This window comes from Arthrobacter sp. TE26545 (assembly GCF_056279005.1).
In genome coordinates, this window is record NZ_JBWBQM010000001.1 from 1,363,565 (window position 1) to 1,380,971 (window position 17,407).

18 protein-coding genes are annotated in these 17,407 nt (G+C 66.9%); 15 read left to right on the forward strand and 3 right to left on the reverse strand.

Going from position 1 to position 17,407, the window contains the following annotated elements; all coding sequences use genetic code 11:
* Positions 1 to 61 precede the first annotated feature (61 nt).
* The gene (hflX, locus tag ACZ9CK_RS06075; protein WP_476049508.1) at positions 62 to 1,624 is read left to right on the forward strand and encodes a GTPase HflX; all 1,563 of its coding nucleotides are present in this window, start codon (positions 62 to 64) and stop codon (positions 1,622 to 1,624) included.
* Entirely contained in the window at positions 1,617 to 3,668 is a 2,052-nt protein-coding gene (locus tag ACZ9CK_RS06080) for an ATP-dependent DNA helicase (RefSeq protein ID WP_476049509.1), read from the forward strand. The genes hflX and ACZ9CK_RS06080 overlap by 8 nt, the downstream gene beginning before the upstream one ends.
* Positions 3,669 to 3,725: 57 nt before the next feature.
* Here ACZ9CK_RS06080 and lexA read toward each other — a convergent pair whose 3' ends face one another.
* Positions 3,726 to 4,472, reverse strand: a complete 747-nt coding sequence (gene lexA, locus ACZ9CK_RS06085; RefSeq protein ID WP_426302879.1) for a transcriptional repressor LexA — start codon at positions 4,470 to 4,472, stop codon at positions 3,726 to 3,728.
* 347 nt (positions 4,473 to 4,819) lie between these two features.
* Between lexA and ACZ9CK_RS06090 the strand changes: the two genes are divergently transcribed.
* From ACZ9CK_RS06090 to ACZ9CK_RS06125, 8 genes are all read left to right on the forward strand, one after another.
* Positions 4,820 to 5,176 carry a LysM peptidoglycan-binding domain-containing protein gene (locus ACZ9CK_RS06090; RefSeq protein ID WP_426302880.1) on the forward strand — a complete coding sequence of 119 codons (357 nt, stop codon included), beginning with the start codon at positions 4,820 to 4,822 and terminating at the stop codon, positions 5,174 to 5,176.
* Positions 5,177 to 5,266: 90 nt separating this feature from the next.
* Positions 5,267 to 6,385, forward strand: a complete 1,119-nt coding sequence (locus ACZ9CK_RS06095) for a histidinol-phosphate transaminase (RefSeq protein WP_476049510.1) — start codon at positions 5,267 to 5,269, stop codon at positions 6,383 to 6,385.
* Positions 6,386 to 6,425: 40 nt separating this feature from the next.
* Positions 6,426 to 7,052 carry an imidazoleglycerol-phosphate dehydratase HisB gene (gene hisB, locus ACZ9CK_RS06100; protein ID WP_426302882.1) on the forward strand — a complete coding sequence of 209 codons (627 nt, stop codon included), beginning with the start codon at positions 6,426 to 6,428 and terminating at the stop codon, positions 7,050 to 7,052.
* Positions 7,049 to 7,807: an imidazole glycerol phosphate synthase subunit HisH gene (gene hisH / locus ACZ9CK_RS06105; protein ID WP_476049511.1), complete on the forward strand. Its 759-nt coding sequence runs from the start codon at positions 7,049 to 7,051 to the stop codon at positions 7,805 to 7,807. The genes hisB and hisH overlap by 4 nt, the downstream gene beginning before the upstream one ends.
* A 1-nt stretch (position 7,808) precedes the next feature.
* On the forward strand, positions 7,809 to 7,967 hold the full coding sequence (locus ACZ9CK_RS06110; RefSeq protein ID WP_426302884.1) for a hypothetical protein: 159 nt from the start codon (positions 7,809 to 7,811) through the stop codon (positions 7,965 to 7,967).
* A 33-nt stretch (positions 7,968 to 8,000) separates the two neighbouring features.
* On the forward strand, positions 8,001 to 8,747 hold the full coding sequence (gene priA / locus ACZ9CK_RS06115; RefSeq protein ID WP_426302885.1) for a bifunctional 1-(5-phosphoribosyl)-5-((5-phosphoribosylamino)methylideneamino)imidazole-4-carboxamide isomerase/phosphoribosylanthranilate isomerase PriA: 747 nt from the start codon (positions 8,001 to 8,003) through the stop codon (positions 8,745 to 8,747).
* A complete protein-coding gene (locus ACZ9CK_RS06120; protein WP_426302886.1) occupies positions 8,747 to 9,685 on the forward strand; it encodes an SseB family protein in 939 nt (312 codons plus the stop codon). Before priA ends, ACZ9CK_RS06120 begins: the two co-directional genes overlap by 1 nt.
* 51 nt (positions 9,686 to 9,736) lie before the next feature.
* Positions 9,737 to 11,038 (forward strand): MFS transporter, encoded by a 1,302-nt coding sequence (locus tag ACZ9CK_RS06125; protein ID WP_426302887.1) that lies wholly within the window; start codon positions 9,737 to 9,739, stop codon positions 11,036 to 11,038.
* Between the two features lie 98 nt (positions 11,039 to 11,136).
* On the opposite strand, the gene ACZ9CK_RS06130 is transcribed toward ACZ9CK_RS06125, so the two are convergent.
* The gene (locus ACZ9CK_RS06130; protein WP_426302888.1) at positions 11,137 to 11,523 is read right to left on the reverse strand and encodes a DUF1844 domain-containing protein; all 387 of its coding nucleotides are present in this window, start codon (positions 11,521 to 11,523) and stop codon (positions 11,137 to 11,139) included.
* 403 nt (positions 11,524 to 11,926) lie between these two features.
* Here ACZ9CK_RS06130 and infC point away from each other — a divergent pair, with 403 nt between their 5' ends.
* The 5 genes from infC to ACZ9CK_RS06155 all read left to right on the forward strand — a co-directional run bounded on the left by infC (position 11,927) and on the right by ACZ9CK_RS06155 (position 16,063).
* Entirely contained in the window at positions 11,927 to 12,988 is a 1,062-nt protein-coding gene (gene infC, locus ACZ9CK_RS06135) for a translation initiation factor IF-3 (protein ID WP_476049512.1), read from the forward strand.
* Between the two features lie 117 nt (positions 12,989 to 13,105).
* The gene (gene rpmI, locus ACZ9CK_RS06140) at positions 13,106 to 13,300 is read left to right on the forward strand and encodes a 50S ribosomal protein L35 (RefSeq protein ID WP_426302890.1); all 195 of its coding nucleotides are present in this window, start codon (positions 13,106 to 13,108) and stop codon (positions 13,298 to 13,300) included.
* Between the two features lie 111 nt (positions 13,301 to 13,411).
* Positions 13,412 to 14,071 (forward strand): 50S ribosomal protein L20, sunset domain variant, encoded by a 660-nt coding sequence (gene rplT / locus ACZ9CK_RS06145; RefSeq protein WP_476049513.1) that lies wholly within the window; start codon positions 13,412 to 13,414, stop codon positions 14,069 to 14,071.
* Between the two features lie 26 nt (positions 14,072 to 14,097).
* A complete protein-coding gene (locus tag ACZ9CK_RS06150; RefSeq protein WP_476049514.1) occupies positions 14,098 to 14,994 on the forward strand; it encodes a TrmH family RNA methyltransferase in 897 nt (298 codons plus the stop codon).
* Between the two features lie 151 nt (positions 14,995 to 15,145).
* Positions 15,146 to 16,063, forward strand: a complete 918-nt coding sequence (locus ACZ9CK_RS06155; RefSeq protein WP_426302893.1) for a cation diffusion facilitator family transporter — start codon at positions 15,146 to 15,148, stop codon at positions 16,061 to 16,063.
* Positions 16,064 to 16,193: 130 nt separating this feature from the next.
* Here ACZ9CK_RS06155 and ACZ9CK_RS06160 read toward each other — a convergent pair whose 3' ends face one another.
* Complete coding sequence (locus ACZ9CK_RS06160; RefSeq protein WP_476049515.1) at positions 16,194 to 17,402, reverse strand: MFS transporter; 1,209 nt, start codon at positions 17,400 to 17,402, stop codon at positions 16,194 to 16,196.
* Between the last annotated feature and the right edge of the window lie 5 nt (positions 17,403 to 17,407).

Below are 17,407 nucleotides of genomic sequence, written 5' to 3' on the forward strand. Positions count from 1 at the left end.
AGCGCGCACCATCAGACATCAAACGGCACTATTCTGGATATGCCGAACCTCTAAGGAGACCATGACCACGCAGCAGAACACCGGAGCCGATTCCGACGCCCAGGACATGAGTCCTGAACAAATCCAGGCTGTCATCGACCGGATTCTCTCCAAGGATGTGCCGGCACCGGCGCGGGACCGTGAAGATTCCCCCGGCGTGTTCGGCAAGGCCCAGGCGATTTCCACCCTGGACGAAGAACACAGCATTTACGACGGCGAGCAGGAAGACCTGGCCGAACGCCGCGCCCTGCGCCGCACGGCAGGCCTGTCCACCGAACTCGAGGACGTCACCGAAGTCGAATACCGGCAGCTGCGCCTTGAGCGCGTCGTCCTCGCCGGCCTCTGGACCGAGGGGACCCTTGCCGACGCCGAGAACTCCCTCCGGGAACTCGCGGCCCTGGCCGAGACCGCCGGCTCGGAAGTGCTGGACGGTATCGTCCAGCGCCGGGTCAAGCCGGACCCCGGCACCTACCTCGGATCCGGCAAAGCGTTGGAGCTCAGGGACATTGTGATGTCAACGGGGGCGGACACCGTCGTCGTGGACACCGAGCTGGCACCGTCCCAGCGGCGCGGCCTGGAAGACATCGTCAAGGTCAAGGTGGTGGACCGCACCACCCTGATCCTGGACATCTTCGCCCAGCACGCGAAGAGCCGTGAAGGCAAGGCCCAGGTTGAGCTGGCCCAGCTCGAGTACCTGTTGCCGCGCCTGCGTGGTTGGGGTGAATCCATGTCCCGCCAGGCCGGTGGCCAGGTGGGCGGCGCCGGAGCCGGCATGGGTTCCCGCGGTCCCGGTGAAACCAAGATCGAACTCGACCGCCGGCGCATCCGCACTCGGATGGCCAAGTTGCGGCGGGAGATCGCGGCCATGAAGCCGGCCCGGGAGACCAAACGGGCCAACCGCCGTCGTAATGCCGTTCCCTCGGTGGCGATCGCGGGCTACACCAACGCCGGAAAGTCTTCACTGCTCAACCGCCTCACCGACGCCGGTGTCCTCGTCGAAAACGCCCTGTTCGCCACCCTCGACCCGACTGTCCGCAGGGCGCAGACCCCGGACGGGATCGGCTACACCCTGGCCGACACCGTCGGTTTCGTGCGTTCCCTGCCGACCCAGCTGGTGGAGGCTTTCCGCTCCACCCTGGAGGAAGTGGCCGACGCCGACCTGATCCTTCACGTCGTTGATGTCTCCCATCCCGATCCCGAAGGGCAGATCGCCGCGGTGCGGACCGTGCTGGCCGAGGTCGATGCCCGGAAGATTCCGGAAATCATCGTGCTGAACAAGGTCGATGCGGCCGATCCTTTCGTCGTCGAGCGCCTGAAGCAGAAGGAACCGCGGCACGCCGTTGTCTCCACCCGCACCGGCCAGGGCATCGCCGAACTGCTGGAAGCGATCAGCGCGGCGATTCCGCGGCCCGGCGTCCGGCTTGAGGCGCTGATTCCGTACAACCGCGGCGAATTGATCAACAAGCTGCACAATTCCGACGCCGAGATCCTCAGCCTCGAGCATGAGGAAGGCGGCACCCGGGTGGTTGCCATGGTGCACGAAAACCTGGCAGCAGAACTCGGCGAGTTCGCCATCAATGGCTGAACAGGAAAATCCGGTCACCGGAAGGTCCAGGGCGGAACGCACCGCCCTGGACCTCCTGGACAAGGCCGTCGCAGGGATGGGCGGGCAGAACCGCACCGGGCAGCACACCATGGCCCTCCATGTCGCCCGCGCCATCGAGAACAATGAGCACCTCCTTGTCCAGGCCGGCACCGGAACCGGAAAGTCCCTCGCATACCTGGTTCCGCTGATCGCGCACGCGATGGACAGCAACAAGCCCACACTGGTGTCCACGGCGACGCTTGCGCTGCAGAGCCAGATCGTGGCGCGCGACCTTCCGAGGCTCCTGGAAACCCTCAACCCCCTGCTGGAGCGGCCGGTCATCGTTGCCTTGGTCAAGGGACGGGCCAACTACCTGTGCCGCCACAAGCTCGAAGGCGGATTCCCCAGCGAGGAGCCGGCCGAGGGCCAGCTGTTCTCCCTCGGGGAAGACACCAGCGTCCCGCACGTGGCGGCCGCGATCGGCGGGACCGCATCGCAGCTGGGCAAGGAAGTGCTGCGCCTGCGTGAGTGGGCGGAAACCACCTCCACGGGCGACCGCGACGAGCTCATGCCAGGCGTGACGGACCGCGCATGGCGGCAGGTCTCGGTGACCTCGATGGAATGCCTCGGCGCGCAGAAGTGCCCGCTGGCCGAGGAGTGCTTCAGTGAGCTGGCCCGGCAACGGGCTGCCGAGGCCGACGTCGTGGTCACCAACCACGCGATGCTGGCCGTCAGCGCCTTCGAAGGGCTGGCCGTGCTGCCGGAATACGATGTCGTGGTCGTGGACGAAGCCCACGAACTCCAGGACCGCGTCACCGGCGCCGTCTCAGGTCAGCTTTCGGTGACGATGATCCACGCCGCGGCGTCCAGCGCGCGCAAGCACACGGCCATCACGGTCGACGCGCTCAACTCGGCGGCGGACCGGCTGGAGCTGGCCCTGGCCGACGCGCCCTCCGGGCTGTTGCCGAACGGACTCAACGACGAACAGCTCGACTGCATCGACCAGCTCCGCGAAGCCTGCCGCGCCGCGCTTTCGGACTCGAAGGGCGATTCCTCCAACGCGGTCGACGGCGGCCGGCAGCTTGCGCGTTCACGCCTCCTGCTGATCCTGGAACTGTGCGAACGGCTGCTCGCCGCCCGCGAAAACCGCGAGGTGGTGTGGTTGTCCCGCGCCAGCAGCTTTGACCCGCAGCAAGGCTATTCGGCGCCGGACGAAGGTGCGCCGGCCCTGATCAACATTGCCCCACTGAGCGTCGCCGGACGCCTGCGCGAAGGCCTGTTTGCGGACCACACCGTGGTGCTGACCTCCGCCACCCTCGCCATCGGCGCGGCGTTCGAACCGGCGGCAGGCGGCCTCGGCCTGATGGGGGAGGGTGCCCCAAGCTGGACCGGGGTGGACGTCGGCTCGCCCTTCGACTATCCGAAACAGGGGATGCTGTACGTAGCGGCGCACCTGCCCAAACCAGGGCGCGGAACCTCACCCGAGGCCTTCGACGAGCTGGAACGCCTGCTCCGCGCTTCCAAAGGCGGGGCACTCTGCCTGTTCTCCTCCCGCCGCGCGGCAGAGGAAGCGGCCGAACAGATGCGCTCCAGGCTGGACCTGTCCATCCTGTGCCAAGGCGAGTCAACCATGGCCGCCCTCGTGAAGCAGTTCGCTGACGAAAAGGACACCTGCCTCTTCGGCACGATGTCGCTCTGGCAGGGCGTGGACGTTCCCGGCGGTTCCTGCCGGCTTGTGGTGATCGACAGGATTCCGTTCCCTCGGCCGGATGACCCCCTGATGACCGCCCGCTCGCGCGCCGTGGCGCAGTCCGGCGGGAATGGCTTCATGGCGGTTTCGGCGACCCATGCTGCAATCCGCCTTGCCCAGGGCGCCGGGCGCCTGATCCGCACGACGGGAGACAAGGGAGTGGTGGCCGTCCTGGACTCCAGGCTCTCGACCGAACGCTATGGCGGATTCCTGCGCGCTGCGCTGCCGCCCTTCTGGGCAACGACGGACAGCTCCGTGGTCAGCGGGGCGCTTGAACGGCTGAGCGCCGGCTAAGAGACCCCGGGCCCGCCTGCTAGAGCGCGAGTGCAGCCCTTAGAGCGAACGCAACCCTTAGAGGGAGCGCAGCACAGAGACGACCTTGCCCATGATCGTTGCGTGGTCGCCGAGGATCGGCTCGTACTGGGTGTTCTGGGGGAGCAGCCAGGTATGGCCGTCCCGCTGCCGGAATGTCTTGACCGTGGCTTCGTCGTCGAGCAGGGCCGCAACGATGTCACCGTTGACGGCGTCGTTCTGGCGCCGCACCACCACCCAGTCACCGTCGCAGATCGCGGCGTCGATCATGGAATCACCGGCGACCTTGAGCATGAACAGCTCGCCGTGGCCCACAAGCTGGCGGGGGAGGGGAAGAACGTCCTCCACGGTTTGGTCCGCCAGGATCGGTCCACCGGCGGCGATCCGGCCCACGAGAGGGACCATTGCAGTGTCGCTGGCGCTGGCCAGTTCCGTGACGGCAAGCCCGCCGGTGCTGCGCAGCGAGGCAGGCGCCTCGACTCCCGGAATCTGCGCCCCGCCGTCGAGGGTCAGGGGCATGAGGACCTCCATGGCGCGCGGGCGCTTCGGATCACGGCGCAGGTAGCCGAGCTTTTCGAGCTGGGAAAGCTGGTGCGTGACGCTGGAGAGGCTGGCAAGACCCACCGTGTCCCCGATCTCGCGCATGGAGGGCGGGTAGCCGTTGTCGTTCACGGAACGTTGGATCGTTTCCAGGATCTTCTTCTGGCGGACAGTCAGGCCCTTGGCTGCTTTAGGCAGCTGCTGGCTCCGCGGGGAGACCCCGTTGCCGTTGGCTCGTGCTGCCATGTGCCGCGTCCTTCCGTTCCGCCCGGGCCGTTGGCCAGGGAGCGGGTCCTTAAAATGTCGGACCCTCCTGATGCACTTTTTCTGTGCCTGTTCCTTTCCCTCAAACGTAGGGCAGGCGCAGGGCTTTATCAAACATTTGTTCTAGCGAGTCTCGACACCATTCGTTGATAAGTGCTAAAAATGTCGTAGCAAGGTTCGAATATGTGTTCTAAGTCAGCAGTTCGGCCGCCCTTCGATTCGAACATCGGATTCGAATGCCGGGGAGCTGGGCGCTGATGGAAGAGAGAATTGGCAGCCATGTGCCGGGCGGGTCCGGGTGCAGGCTTTTCATCAGGAGGGCTCAGCTCATGTCCGGCATCACCATCACCCGAGAATTTCCCCAGGCTGTCCCCGGCCGCCTCCGCCTGACCCGTCGTGGCCGCATTGTCTTCTTCGGCATCCCGGCAATGCTCCTGCTTGCCGCCCTGCTGACCCTGGTGGGATTCCTGAATTCGCCGGCCAAGGCTGCCGACGAGGGAACCGTGCTGCGCACCACCCCCACGGTCACCGTCACGGTGCAAGCCGGCCAGTCCCTGTGGGGCATCGCAGGTGCCGCCGCGCCGGAACGCGATCCGCGCGATGTCATTGTGGAGATCATCCAGCTGAACAACCTGGAAGGCGGCCGGATCGTCCCCGGCCAGCAGCTGTTCGTACCTGCCGCCTGAGCCCGGCCGCCTGATTCCCTCCGCAACACCGGGACGGGCCGCGGCTGTCACAGTTTCAGGGCACCAGTGCTTGCGCCTTAAACTGTCATGGTGAGTGAGCAGCTAGAGCGACTTGACCGACTTCCCCTCCGGGACAACCTCCGCGGACTGAGCCCGTATGGCGCGCCGCAGCTGGATGTTCCGATCCTGCTCAACGTCAACGAAAACACCCATGGTGTTCCCTCGGATGTCCAGGCCGCGATCACCGAAGCGGTGGCAAAGGCAGCCATGGGCCTGAACCGCTACCCGGACCGTGAATTCACCGAGCTTCGCGAAGCTCTGGCCGAGTACCTCGGACATGGTCTCAGCCCCGAAAACATTTGGGCGGCCAACGGCTCCAACGAGGTCCTCCAGCAGATCCTCCAGGCCTTCGGCGGGCCCGGGCGCACCGCCCTGGGCTTCCCTCCCACGTACTCGATGTACCCGCTGCTAGCCAGCGGAACCGACACGGCCTACATCACCGGCGTCCGTGCCGATGATTACGGACTGGACGCCGCATCGGCCGCTGCCCAGGTCCGGGAACTGCAGCCGAACATCGTTTTCCTGTGCTCCCCGAACAACCCGACCGGCACGGGCCTGGGCCTCGACGTCGTCGAAGCCGTCTACGAAGCCGGGGAGGCAAGCCAGGCGATCGTCATCGTCGACGAGGCGTACCACGAGTTCGCCCACGACGACACGCCCAGCGCACTGACCCTGCTGCCCGGCCGGGAACGCCTGATTGTCTCGCGCACCATGAGCAAGGCCTTCGCCCTTGCCGGTGCCCGCGTCGGCTACCTGGCGGCCGCCCCGGAGGTCACCGACGCCATCCGGCTGGTGCGCCTGCCGTACCACCTCTCGGCTGTCACCCAGGCCACTGCCCTCGCAGCCCTCCGGCACCGCGAAGCCCTCATGGCCGACGTCGAAGACATCAAGGTCCAACGTGACCGGATCGTGGACGGACTGACCCGCCTGGGCCTGAAGCCGGCGGCTTCCGACTCAAACTACGTGTTCTTCGGCGGCCTCGAGAACCCGCACACGGTGTGGCAGGGCCTGCTCGACGCCGGTGTGCTGATCCGCGACGTCGGCATCCCCGGACACCTGCGCGTGACTGCAGGCACCGAAGCCGAAACCACGGCGTTCCTTGAAGCCCTCGAAGCCCTGCTTGACGGCCGAACCCCCGCGCGGGCCTAGACTTGAAGCTGATTCCCACCTCTCCTCGAAGGACAATTCAATGAGCGAAAACGGCGCCACTACGGCAGCCGCCCGGACCGCACGCATGGAACGCGCCACCAGCGAGTCCTCGGTCTTCGTCGAAATCAACCTCGACGGCACCGGCGTATCGGACATCAGCACTTCCGTGCCGTTCTACGACCACATGCTGACCGCGCTCTGCAAGCATTCGCTCATTGACATGACCGTCAAGGCCACCGGTGACACCCACATCGACGCCCACCACACCGTGGAAGACGTCGCCATCACCTTCGGCGAGGTCCTGCGTACCGCCCTCGGCAACAAGGCAGGAATCCGCCGATTCGGCGAAGCCACCGTGCCCCTCGACGAAGCCCTGGCACACGCCGTCGTGGACGTCTCCGGGCGCCCCTACCTGGTGCACAGCGGTGAGCCTGCAGGCCAGGAATACCACTTGATCGGCGGGCACTTCACTGGTTCGCTGACCCGGCACGTGTTCGAAGCCATCACCCTGCACGCCGGCATCTGCCTGCACATGAACGTGCTGGCCGGCCGCGATCCGCACCACATCGTCGAAGCCCAGTTCAAGGCCTTTGCCCGCGCCCTCCGTGCCGCCGTGGAATCCGATCCCCGCGTGGAGGGCATCCCGTCCACCAAGGGAGCCCTGTGAGCAAGCAGATCCTCAAGAACGGCGCCATCGTCGACCCCGATGCCGGCAGCCGTGTCGTTTCGCCTGAGGGCAAACCCACCGTTACGGTCCTGGACTACGGTTCCGGGAACGTGCGCTCCGCCGTGCGTGCCTTGGAGCGTGCCGGCGCCGAGGTGACCCTTAGCGCCAAGCCCGAGGACGTCCTGAACGCGGACGGCCTCCTGGTGCCCGGCGTGGGTGCCTTCGAAACCGTGATGCGTGAGCTGAAAGCGGTCGACGCCATCAGGATGATCGGCCGCAGGGTAGCCGGCGGCCGTCCGGTGCTCGGCATCTGCGTTGGCCTGCAGGTTCTCTTCGAAGCCGGCGTGGAGCACGGCACCGAAGCCGAGGGCATGGGGGAGTGGCCGGGGAAGGTGGAATTGCTACCTGCCCCGGTGGTGCCGCACATGGGCTGGAACACCGTGAAGGTGCCGGAAGGCTCCAAGCTGTTTGCCGGCGTCGAGGACGAACGCTTCTACTTCGTGCACTCCTATGGGGTGCAGAAGTGGGAGTTCGACGTCGCGCAGCCGCGGATGGCCCCTCCTATGGTCACCTGGTCCGAGCACGGCGCGCCCTTCATTGCGGCCGTGGAGAACGGGCCGCTGTGCGCCACCCAGTTCCACCCGGAGAAGTCCGGCGACGCCGGAGCGCGGCTGCTGCGCAACTGGGTCGAGGGCCTGCGCCCCAAGGCCGCCGAGACCCCGGAAGCCGCCGGCGCGCCGGAAGCCACTGCCTGATATGTGGTCGATCATCCTGATGGGCGCGGCCGGGCTGCTGATCGGCGGCGGAATCTCCTTCCACCAGCAGAAGCGCCCCCGCTGGGTCTCCATCTCCTTCTACGTGCTGGCTGCCATGGCGCTGCTGGCCGCCTACCTCTTCACCCTGCCGGGCAACTGACGCCCGCTTCCGTCCCCAACACCGAGGATCCCCATGGCTACCGCCCCTGAACTTCCCGTCCTGGAACTGCTGCCCGCCGTCGACATCGTGGACGGCCAGGCCGTCCGCCTCCTGCAGGGCGAGGCCGGCTCGGAAACCAGCTACGGCACCCCGCTCGAAGCCGCCCTCAACTGGCAGAACGACGGCGCCGAATGGGTGCACATGGTGGATCTCGACGCCGCCTTCGGCCGCGGGAACAACGCGGACCTCATCAGCGAAGTCGTCTCGCAGCTGGACGTGAAGGTCGAACTCTCCGGCGGCCTGCGCGACGACGAGTCCCTTGAGCGTGCCCTCGGGCTCGGCGTCGCCCGCGTCAACCTCGGCACCGCCGCCCTCGAAAACCCGGAGTGGACCCGGCGCGCCATCGAACGCTTCGGCGACAAGATCGCCGTCGGCCTCGACGTCCGCGGCACCACCCTGGCCGGCCGCGGCTGGACGAAGGAAGGCGGGGACCTCTGGGAGGTGCTGGCCCGCCTCGAGGACGCCGGCTGCGCGCGCTACGTCGTGACCGACGTGACCAAGGACGGCACGCTCCAGGGCCCCAACGTCGAACTGCTCAAGCAGATGGTCGAGAAGACCGGCAAGCCCGTTGTGGCCTCCGGCGGTATCTCCAGCCTTGAAGACCTCCGCGTTCTCCGCGACCTGGTGCCGTTCGGGGTCGAGGGCGCGATCGTGGGCAAGGCCCTGTACGCGGGAGCCTTCACGCTTCCCGAAGCCCTGGACGTAGCCGGCCGCCGCTGATGCACGGGCAGCAGGAACCGGCAGCAGGGCCGGGCACGGCGGCGGATGCCAAACCCAGGCGGGAACTGCCGGGCCACATTGCCGCGGCGCTGGCCGGTGCCGGGGGAGCTACCGACTCGGCGGGCACGCCGTGGGCGGGCCGGGACCTGAGCGGGGACGCCGCGAAGATCCACAACTTCGAGGACGACGACGGCAGCGCCGACGCCGGCTACCTCGCCGCAGTCGAAGCGCTCCTTGAGGGGCGCGGCGGCGAAGCCGGCGTCGTCAAGGCGCTCGCCACAGCACGGGTCTTCGTGCCCGTCATGGCAACCCTGGCCGAGGAAGCCGACGGAGTCGCCGCTGCGCACGGTGACACCCTGCAGGCCGACAAGCAGGCCGACATGGCCCTGGTCACCCTGAAAGCGCCCGACGGCCGGACGGCGATGCCGGTGTTCACCTCGGCGGCCGCGCTGGAATCCTGGCATCCGGAAGCCCGGCCCGTTGCCGTCTACGCAGCCCGTGCGGCTCTCTCCGCTGTGTCCGAAGGGGCCCAGCTGCTGGTCCTGGACCCGGGCTCCGAGGTCACGTTCGTGGTCCGCAGGCCCGCAGTGTGGGCATTGGCACAGCAGCGGGACTGGACGCCGTCGTACCTGGATGATCAACTGGAGTCTGCTCTCGCTTCCACGGCACGGGAGTTCCCGGCGGTCCGACGCCTGGAAACCCGCCAGGGCGCCGGAACGGCGTCCCGTACGGCCACAGGGCAGACCGTGGCCGGCGGCGGTGCCGGCCCCGAACTGCAGGTGGTGCTCTTCCTCGACGACGGCCTCGACGCCGCCGCCCTGCAGGCGCTGCTGGGACGCCTGAACGAAGCGTGGGCGCAGCTTGACGCCTTTGCCGAGAACGTCGACTCGCTCGAGGTCAAGCTGCAGCGCGCGGCGCAGGAGTCTGCGCCTAAGTAACGGTTGCACCGGTTTCCGGGCAGCCACCGGGGAACAAAGAGGTTGTAGCTCGTGAATTTCGCTCTCTACAAGGAGACGCTGTCCGTCCCTTCGGTCAGGCAACTGCTGATCATCGGCCTGATCGCACGCATTCCGCACTCGGCGGCCGGCGTGCTCCTGACGCTGCACATCGTGCTGACCCTGAACCAGGGGTATGCGGCGGCCGGTGCCGCCGCGGCGCTGATGACCATCGGCATCGCCATCGGGGCGCCCTGGCGGGGCCGCCGCGTGGACCGGGCCGGCCTCCGCAAGGCCCTCATCCCTTCGATCATCTCCGAGGCGCTCATCTGGGCGGTCGTTCCCCACGTCAGCTACCAGTGGGTGCTGCCCCTGGTTTTCGTGGGCGGCCTGTTCAGCCTTCCCATCTTCAGCGTCATCCGGCAGTCCCTGGGCGTGCTGGTCGAGGGTGACCAGCGGCGCTCGGCTTTCGCCCTCGATTCCATCTTCACCGAACTGGTGTTCATGATCGGGCCCGCGGTCGGCGCCATCGCGGCGACGAGCGGCTACTCCGCCGTCGCCCTGACCGCGGTCGGTGTATCGGCGTCGGTGGCCGGTCTTTTCCTGGTCTGGTTCAACCCGCCCACCCGCACCGAGGACAGCTGTACGGCGGAGGAAAGCGCCGCGCGCGCCGCGGACGATCTCGCCGCCGCCGGTGCCGCGATCGTTGCCTCGGCGGCGCACGTCCAGGAAGCCGCCTCCGAACTGGCGCCGGCCGGGTCCAGGCTGGCCAGGCTCCGCGGGCACGTGGTGCGGAACTTCGCATGGCTCACCGTTTCGGTGGCGGCGGTGTTCGTCGTCGCGGCAGGTTCCGGCATGGTGCTCAGCGGCACCGACGTCGGAATCGTGGCGATCCTGGAACGCTCCGGGCACCAGACCGAGCTCGGCATCGTCTTCTTCTTCTGGTGCGCGGCCTCGGTGGTCGGCGGTGTGGTCTACGGTGCGATGCACCGGCCCGTTTCGCCGCTGCTGCTCCTGCTCGGCATGGCCGCCCTGACCATTCCGATGGGCCTTGCCAAGGACACCTGGACCCTGGCCTTCCTTTCGCTGCTGCCGGGCCTGCTGTGCGCCCCGGTGCTGTCTGCCGCGTCGGAGAAGGTTGCCGAGCTCGTCGGCGAGGAACGCAGGGGAGAGGCCATGGGCTGGTACGGCTCCGCGCTGACCGCGGGCGTCGCGCTCGGTGCCCCGCTGGCGGGCGTCTTCATTGACGGCGTCGGCTCCTGGGCGGGCTTCGTTTCGGTGGGCGTTGCCGGCGTCGCGCTCTGCCTTGCGGGCCTCGTGCTGATGAAGATCCGCCGGGCGGCCCTGGTGAAGTAACCGGATTGTCCGTCAGCAGGTTTTCAAAGCAGACGACGACGGCGGCCGCCCCACCGGGGACGGCCGCCGTCGTCGTTGTGCTTGCTTTGGCTTCCGGCCTAGTTGACGGGCCCGGTGAACTTTTCGCCCGGGCCCTTGCCCGGCTCGTCCGGAATCAGGGACGCCTCGCGGAACGCCAGCTGCAGCGAACGCAAGCCGTCACGCAAGGGGCCGGCGTGCTGCGAACCGATTTCCGGGGCTGCCGCCGTTACGAGGCCGGCCAGGGCGGTGATGAGCTTGCGGGCTTCATCCAGGTCCTTGAGCTCCTCGGCGTTGGGGCCGTCGGCCAGGCCCACCTTGACGGCGGCTGCGCTCATCAGGTGCACCGCTCCGGTGGTGATGACCTCCACGGCCGGCACCTCCGAAATATCGCGGATTTGCTGGGCCAGTCCGGCGTCGTCGCCTTCCTCGGTCCGATCGGGTGAATTGCTGTCTGAAGTGCTCATGCTGGTAAGCTTGTCACAGACCGACTGGGAGTCGCCATTTTGCCGTGGAACCACTATGTGGACCATAGCGTTTGACCAGTGAAGTCCGGCAGCTGCCCCCCGATGTGCAGTTGGCGGGCTGTTTCTGTAGACTTGACTTTCAGTTTGCAAGCGGAGTTCTCTCCCACCCGCGTCAGCCGTTTCCCTCACGGGATGTTAAGTTGCCGGGTATCTGGTCGGACATTGTCCGGGACTGTTCCCGTTCAGTGCGTGCCTGCCCTGCCGGCAGGTCCCGATCTTTCGAGGCCTTCGATTGCACCAGCAATTGGGGGCCTTCTCTTTTTGCCGGTGGAATACTCACCACAACCACAGGAGCTTTGACATTAGCGAGCCAAGAATCAATGAGCGTATCCGCGTCCCCGAGGTGCGGCTGGTCGGCCCTGCCGGCGAACAGGTAGGAATTGTCCGTATCGAGGATGCCCTGCGCCTGGCTGCCGAATCTGATCTGGATCTCGTTGAAGTTGCACCGCAGGCCAAGCCTCCGGTGTGCAAGCTGATGGACTTCGGCAAGTACAAGTACGAAGCCGCCGTCAAGGCCCGTGAGGCCCGCAAGAACCAGACCAACACGGTTCTGAAGGAAATCCGCTTCCGCCTGAAGATCGACACCCACGACTACGAAACGAAGCGCGGCCACGCTCTCCGCTTCCTGGGTGCCGGTGACAAGGTGAAGGCCATGATCCAGTTCCGCGGCCGTGAGCAGCAGCGCCCCGAAATGGGCATCCGCTTGCTGCAGCGCTTCGCGGAAGACGTCGCCGAAGTCGGTGTGGTTGAATCCAGCCCCCGGATCGACGGCCGCAACATGGTCATGGTGATCGGTCCGCTGAAGAACAAGGCCGAGGCCAAGGCCGAAGCCCGCCGCGCTGCCCAGCGTGCCGAGGCCAAGGCCCAGAACGAGGCCAAGGCTGCAGCGCGGATCGACACTTCGGGCAACGACGCTCCGCTGACCCAGACCCTGGGTGACCTGCTTCCGGCAGGGCTCCTGAACCAGTCTGAGGGACAGGCCGCCGAGACCCCGGTGGAGGAAACCGTCGTCGAGCAGGCTCCGGTTGCGGAAGCCCCTGTCGAGGAAGCTCCGGTCGAGGAAGCTCCTGTCGAGGAGGCTCCGGTTGCGGAAGCTCCCGCAGAGGAAGCCCCTGTCGAGGAGGCTCCGGTTGCGGAAGCTCCCGCAGAGGAAGCCCCTGTCGAGGAGGCTTCGGCTGCGGAAGCTCCTGTGGCGGACGTTCCCGTCGAGGAAACGCCGGCCGCCGCGGAAGCAGCACCGGTTGAGGAAGCGGCTCCGGCTGAGGAAGCACCGAAGCCCGCCGCCGCCCCGAAGCCGGCAGCTGCCGCGGTTCCGAAGCCCATGGCAAAGCCTGCGGCTCCGAAGCCCGTCGCCCGCCCGGCGGCACCGAAGCCGGCCAAGCCGGCAGCGCGCAAGACCAACTAGTCACGCCGCAGGAAGCAACGCTTCCGCCCGGCAAGCAAACAGCACGCCGGCCCCACGGGGCCGGCTGCACGAAAGAACTGCAGACCCGTCTGCGGACACGTAAGGAGATCGGTTCCCATGCCGAAGATGAAGACCCACAGCGGTGCCAAGAAGCGCTTCAAGCTGACCGGCACCGGCAAGCTGAAGCGTCAGCAGGCCAACCGCCGCCACTACCTGGAGCACAAGTCCTCCGTCCTGACCCGTCGCCTCGCCGGCGACAAGATCGTCTTCAAGGGCGATGCCAAGGTCATCAAGAAGATGCTCGGCGTCTAAGTTCCACGTTTTCCAGTTGCTGCCACCCGGCAGCACTGATTACACCAAAGCCTTCCCCGGCCGCCGGGAATACAGCGGCCGACGGGACAAGAATTCTGAAGGAGTACGCACGTGGCACGTGTGAAGCGGGCAGTAAACGCCCATAAGAAGCGTCGGGTCATCCTTGAACGGGCAAAGGGCTACCGCGGTCAGCGGTCCCGCCTGTACCGCAAGGCCAAGGAACAGCTGCTGCACTCGTTTGTGTACAGCTACGGCGACCGCCGCAAGCGCAAGGGTGACTTCCGTCGCCTCTGGATCCAGCGCATCAACGCTGCATCCCGCGCCAACGGCCTGACCTACAACCGCCTCATCCAGGGCCTGAAGGCTGCTGAGGTTGAGGTTGACCGCCGCATGCTGGCCGAGCTGGCTGTCTCCGACGCCAACGCCTTCACCGCTCTGGTGAACGTGGCCAAGGCTGCCCTGCCCGCCGACACCTCTGCTCCGGCCGCCAAGGCCGAGGCTGCCCCGAAGGCTGCTGCTCCCAAGGCTGCCGCCGCTCCGAAGGCTGCTGCAAAGCCGGCCATCGAAGGTGCCGTCGCCGCCGTTGAGGGCGAAGACGCTCCGGAAGGCTACGAAATCAAGGGCAACGCCGAGTCCAAGAAGTACCACGTTCCGGGTTCCACCTGGTACGACGCCACCGCCGCCGAATACTGGTTCTCCACCGTTGAGGCTGCAAAGGCTGCCGGCTTCGAGCCGGCCGGCGGCGAAGCCCGCCAGCAGATCAAGAACTAGTCGCAACAGCCACTAAAGTTCTTTATATGAACGAAACCGGGCGCCCGCAAGATTTTCCGATGTCCAACCCCCGAGCCGATCGGGTCAGGGATGTCGCAAAGCTTGCAGGGCGCCCGGCCCGTTTAAAGCGCGGCCGCTTCCTGGCGGAAGGGCCGCAGGCCGTGCGTGAAGCCCTGGCGCTGCACCGGGAACGCACCCGGGCGGGCGAACCCGGCGTCGTCCATGAAGTGTACGCGAGCCAGGCCTGCCTGGAGCGGCTCCCCGAACTCGCCGAGCTGGCGCAGGGCACGAACCTGCGCCTCGCCACGGACGAGGTCCTCGCGGCCATGGCCGACACAGTGAACCCCCAGGGGATCCTGGCGGTCTGCAGCTTCGTCGACGTCAGTCTGGAGTCAGTGCTCGACGCCGGTCCGCGGCTTGTGGCGGTCATGTGCCAGGTGCGGGACCCCGGAAACGCGGGGACCGTGCTGCGGGCGGCCGATGCCGCAGGTGCCGACGCGGTGGTCCTGACGGCGTCGAGCGTCGATATCTACAACCCCAAGGCCGTGCGCTCCACGGCCGGTTCACTGTTCCACCTCCCGGTGGTCCTCGGCGCGGACGTCGATGAACTGGTCGCCGCCTGCAAGGCCCGGGGAATCGGCGTGCTGGCCGCGGACGGCTACGGCACCGTGAACCTGGACAAACTGCAGGACGAGAACGCCGCGCGCAGGCTGGGCGCCACGGACGTCGTGTCCGACTACGCCCTCGAAAACCCCACGGCCTGGCTCTTCGGCAATGAGGCGCAGGGCCTCTCCGACGCCGAGCTTGCCCTGGCCGAGCACCGGGTGGCCGTCCCCGTCTACGGTTCAGCTGAAAGCCTCAACCTCGGCACCGCGGCCACGGTCTGCCTCTACGCCAGCGCACGCTCACAGCAGGGCAGCTGAACCGGGAGCCGTTAAGCACCAGGCAGGCTTGGTCTTTCGTTTTGTGCGCGTTGGAGCTTCCTGCCGGTACGGTATTGCTTGCAGGGAAGGGGGCCGCGGGTCCCGGCTGTTCCCCGCAATTCCCCCGATCCTGTGAAGAGGAGAAGCTTTCGTGGCTGCAAATGGCGGTACCAAGGCGATCGTGGCGGCATTGGCCGCCAACCTGACCATCGCCTTGTTGAAGTTCGTCGCATTCGTCCTGACGATGTCATCGTCCATGCTGGCGGAGGCGATCCACTCGGTTGCCGACTCCGGTAACCAGCTCCTGCTGCTGATCGGCGGCAAGCGGGCAAAACGCGCGGCGAGCCCGGAACACCCTTTCGGCTATGGCCGGGAGCGGTATATCTACGCCTTCATCGTCTCGATCGTGCTATTCAGCGTCGGCGGCCTGTTCGCCCTGTATGAAGCATGGGAGAAGTTCCAGCACCCGCACGCCATCGAAGGCGATTTCTGGTGGGTCCCGCTCGCCGTCCTGATCGGCGCGATCGTCGCAGAAGGCTTCTCCTTCCGCACGGCGATCGTCGAGTCGAACCACATCCGCGGCAAGCAGAGCTGGACGAACTTCATCCGGAACGCCAAGCAGCCCGAACTGCCGGTGATCCTGCTGGAGGACTTTGGTGCCCTTCTCGGCCTGGTGTTCGCGCTCTTCGGCGTCGGGCTGACGCTCCTGACCGGCAACGGCATCTGGGACGCGGCAGGCACCGGCATGATCGGCCTGCTGTTGGTGGCGATCGCCGTCGTCCTTGCAATTGAAACCAAGTCCCTGCTGCTGGGCGAATCGGCCACCAAGGAAGACGTCGCCCGCATCATGGGAGCTATCGAATCCGACGGCACCCGCCTCATCCACCTCAAGACCATGCACCTTGGCCCCGAAGAACTGCTTGTTGCGGCGAAGATCAGCGTGGGTGCCGCCGATACGGGCGAGGGCATTGCGCGTGCGATCGACGACGCCGAGAGCCGGATCCGTGCGGCCGTGCCGATTGCGCGGGTCATCTACCTTGAGCCGGACATCGCCTGGGTGAACGCCTGAAGACAGGCGCGTTTCCGGACTTGAGCATTCGGGACCTGGTCAGTCCGGACCCAAGCAAGAACGCCGGCCGTGCATGATGCACGGCCGGCGTTGCTGTTTTCCGGGATCCTGTGTCGGTGCCGCCTCGGGGTCAGGCGGTCAGCGGCCGCCTGCGTTCCAGGAGGCCGCTCAGGACCGCGACCCCAAGCCCCAGCAAAGCCAGCACGGCACCCACCAGGGCCGGCGCCGCGTAGCCCCAGCCCCAGGCGATGACCACACCGCCCAGGAAGGCGCCGAGGGCGTTGGCGACGTTGAGTGCCGAGTGGTTCAGCGACGAGGCCAGTGACGGCGCGTCGGGGGAGGCGTCGAGCAGTCGGGTCTGCAGTGCGGGAACGAGCAGGGACCCCGTTCCGCCGACAACAAAGACCATGACCAGTGCGGCCCACGCCCAGTGGGCGGCCACCGCGTAGACAACGAGGGCCAAAGCAATCGCCGGCAGCACCCGGTAGATGGTTCCCATGACGGATTTGTCCGCGATGCGGCCACCCAGGATGTTGCCGACAACCATGCCCAGTCCGTAGAGGGCCACCACGAGCGGGACCATGGCTTCGGGCATACCGGCCACGAAAGTCACGGTGTGTGCGATGTAGGTGTAGGTGGCGAAGAAGCCGCCGAAGCCGATGATCCCGATCAGCAGGGCGAGCCAGACCTGGGAGCGCTTCAGGGCGCCGAGTTCGCGGCGGATGCTCGCGCCAGGATGGGTCGCTTCGAAGGGGACGAACTTCCAGATCAACGCGGTGCAGAGGGCGCCGATGACCCCGACCACCACGAAGAGCAGCCGCCAGCCGAAGTTCTGGCCCAGCCAGGTGGCGGCGGGAACCCCGACGACGTTGGCCACCGTCAGGCCTGCCATCACCATCGAGATCGCCCATCCCCGCTTAGTGGGAGCCACCAGGCTTGCCGCGATCACGGCGGCCACGCCGAAGAAAGCGCCGTGCGGGAGGCCGGAGGCAAAGCGGCTGAGCAGCATGCTGCCGTAATCCGGGGCGATGAATGAACTCAGGTTGGCCACGCTCAGGAAGAGCATCAGGCCCAGGGCAAGGTTCTTGCGCGGAAGCCGGGCGCCCAGCGCGGCGAAGACCGGAGCGCCCACCACCACCCCAAGCGCGTAGGCGGAGATCAGGTTGCCGGCTTCCGGGGTGCTGATGCGCAGGCCGTGCTCGATTTCCTTAAGGAGGCCCATCATTGCGAATTCGGTGGTGCCGATGGCAAAGCCGCCCATGGCGAGGGCAAAGATAGCCAGGGTGAGGTGTCGGGTGCCGCGCTTTGCAGCAGCGGCGGGCGCTTGGGTTTGGGTCATGGTCC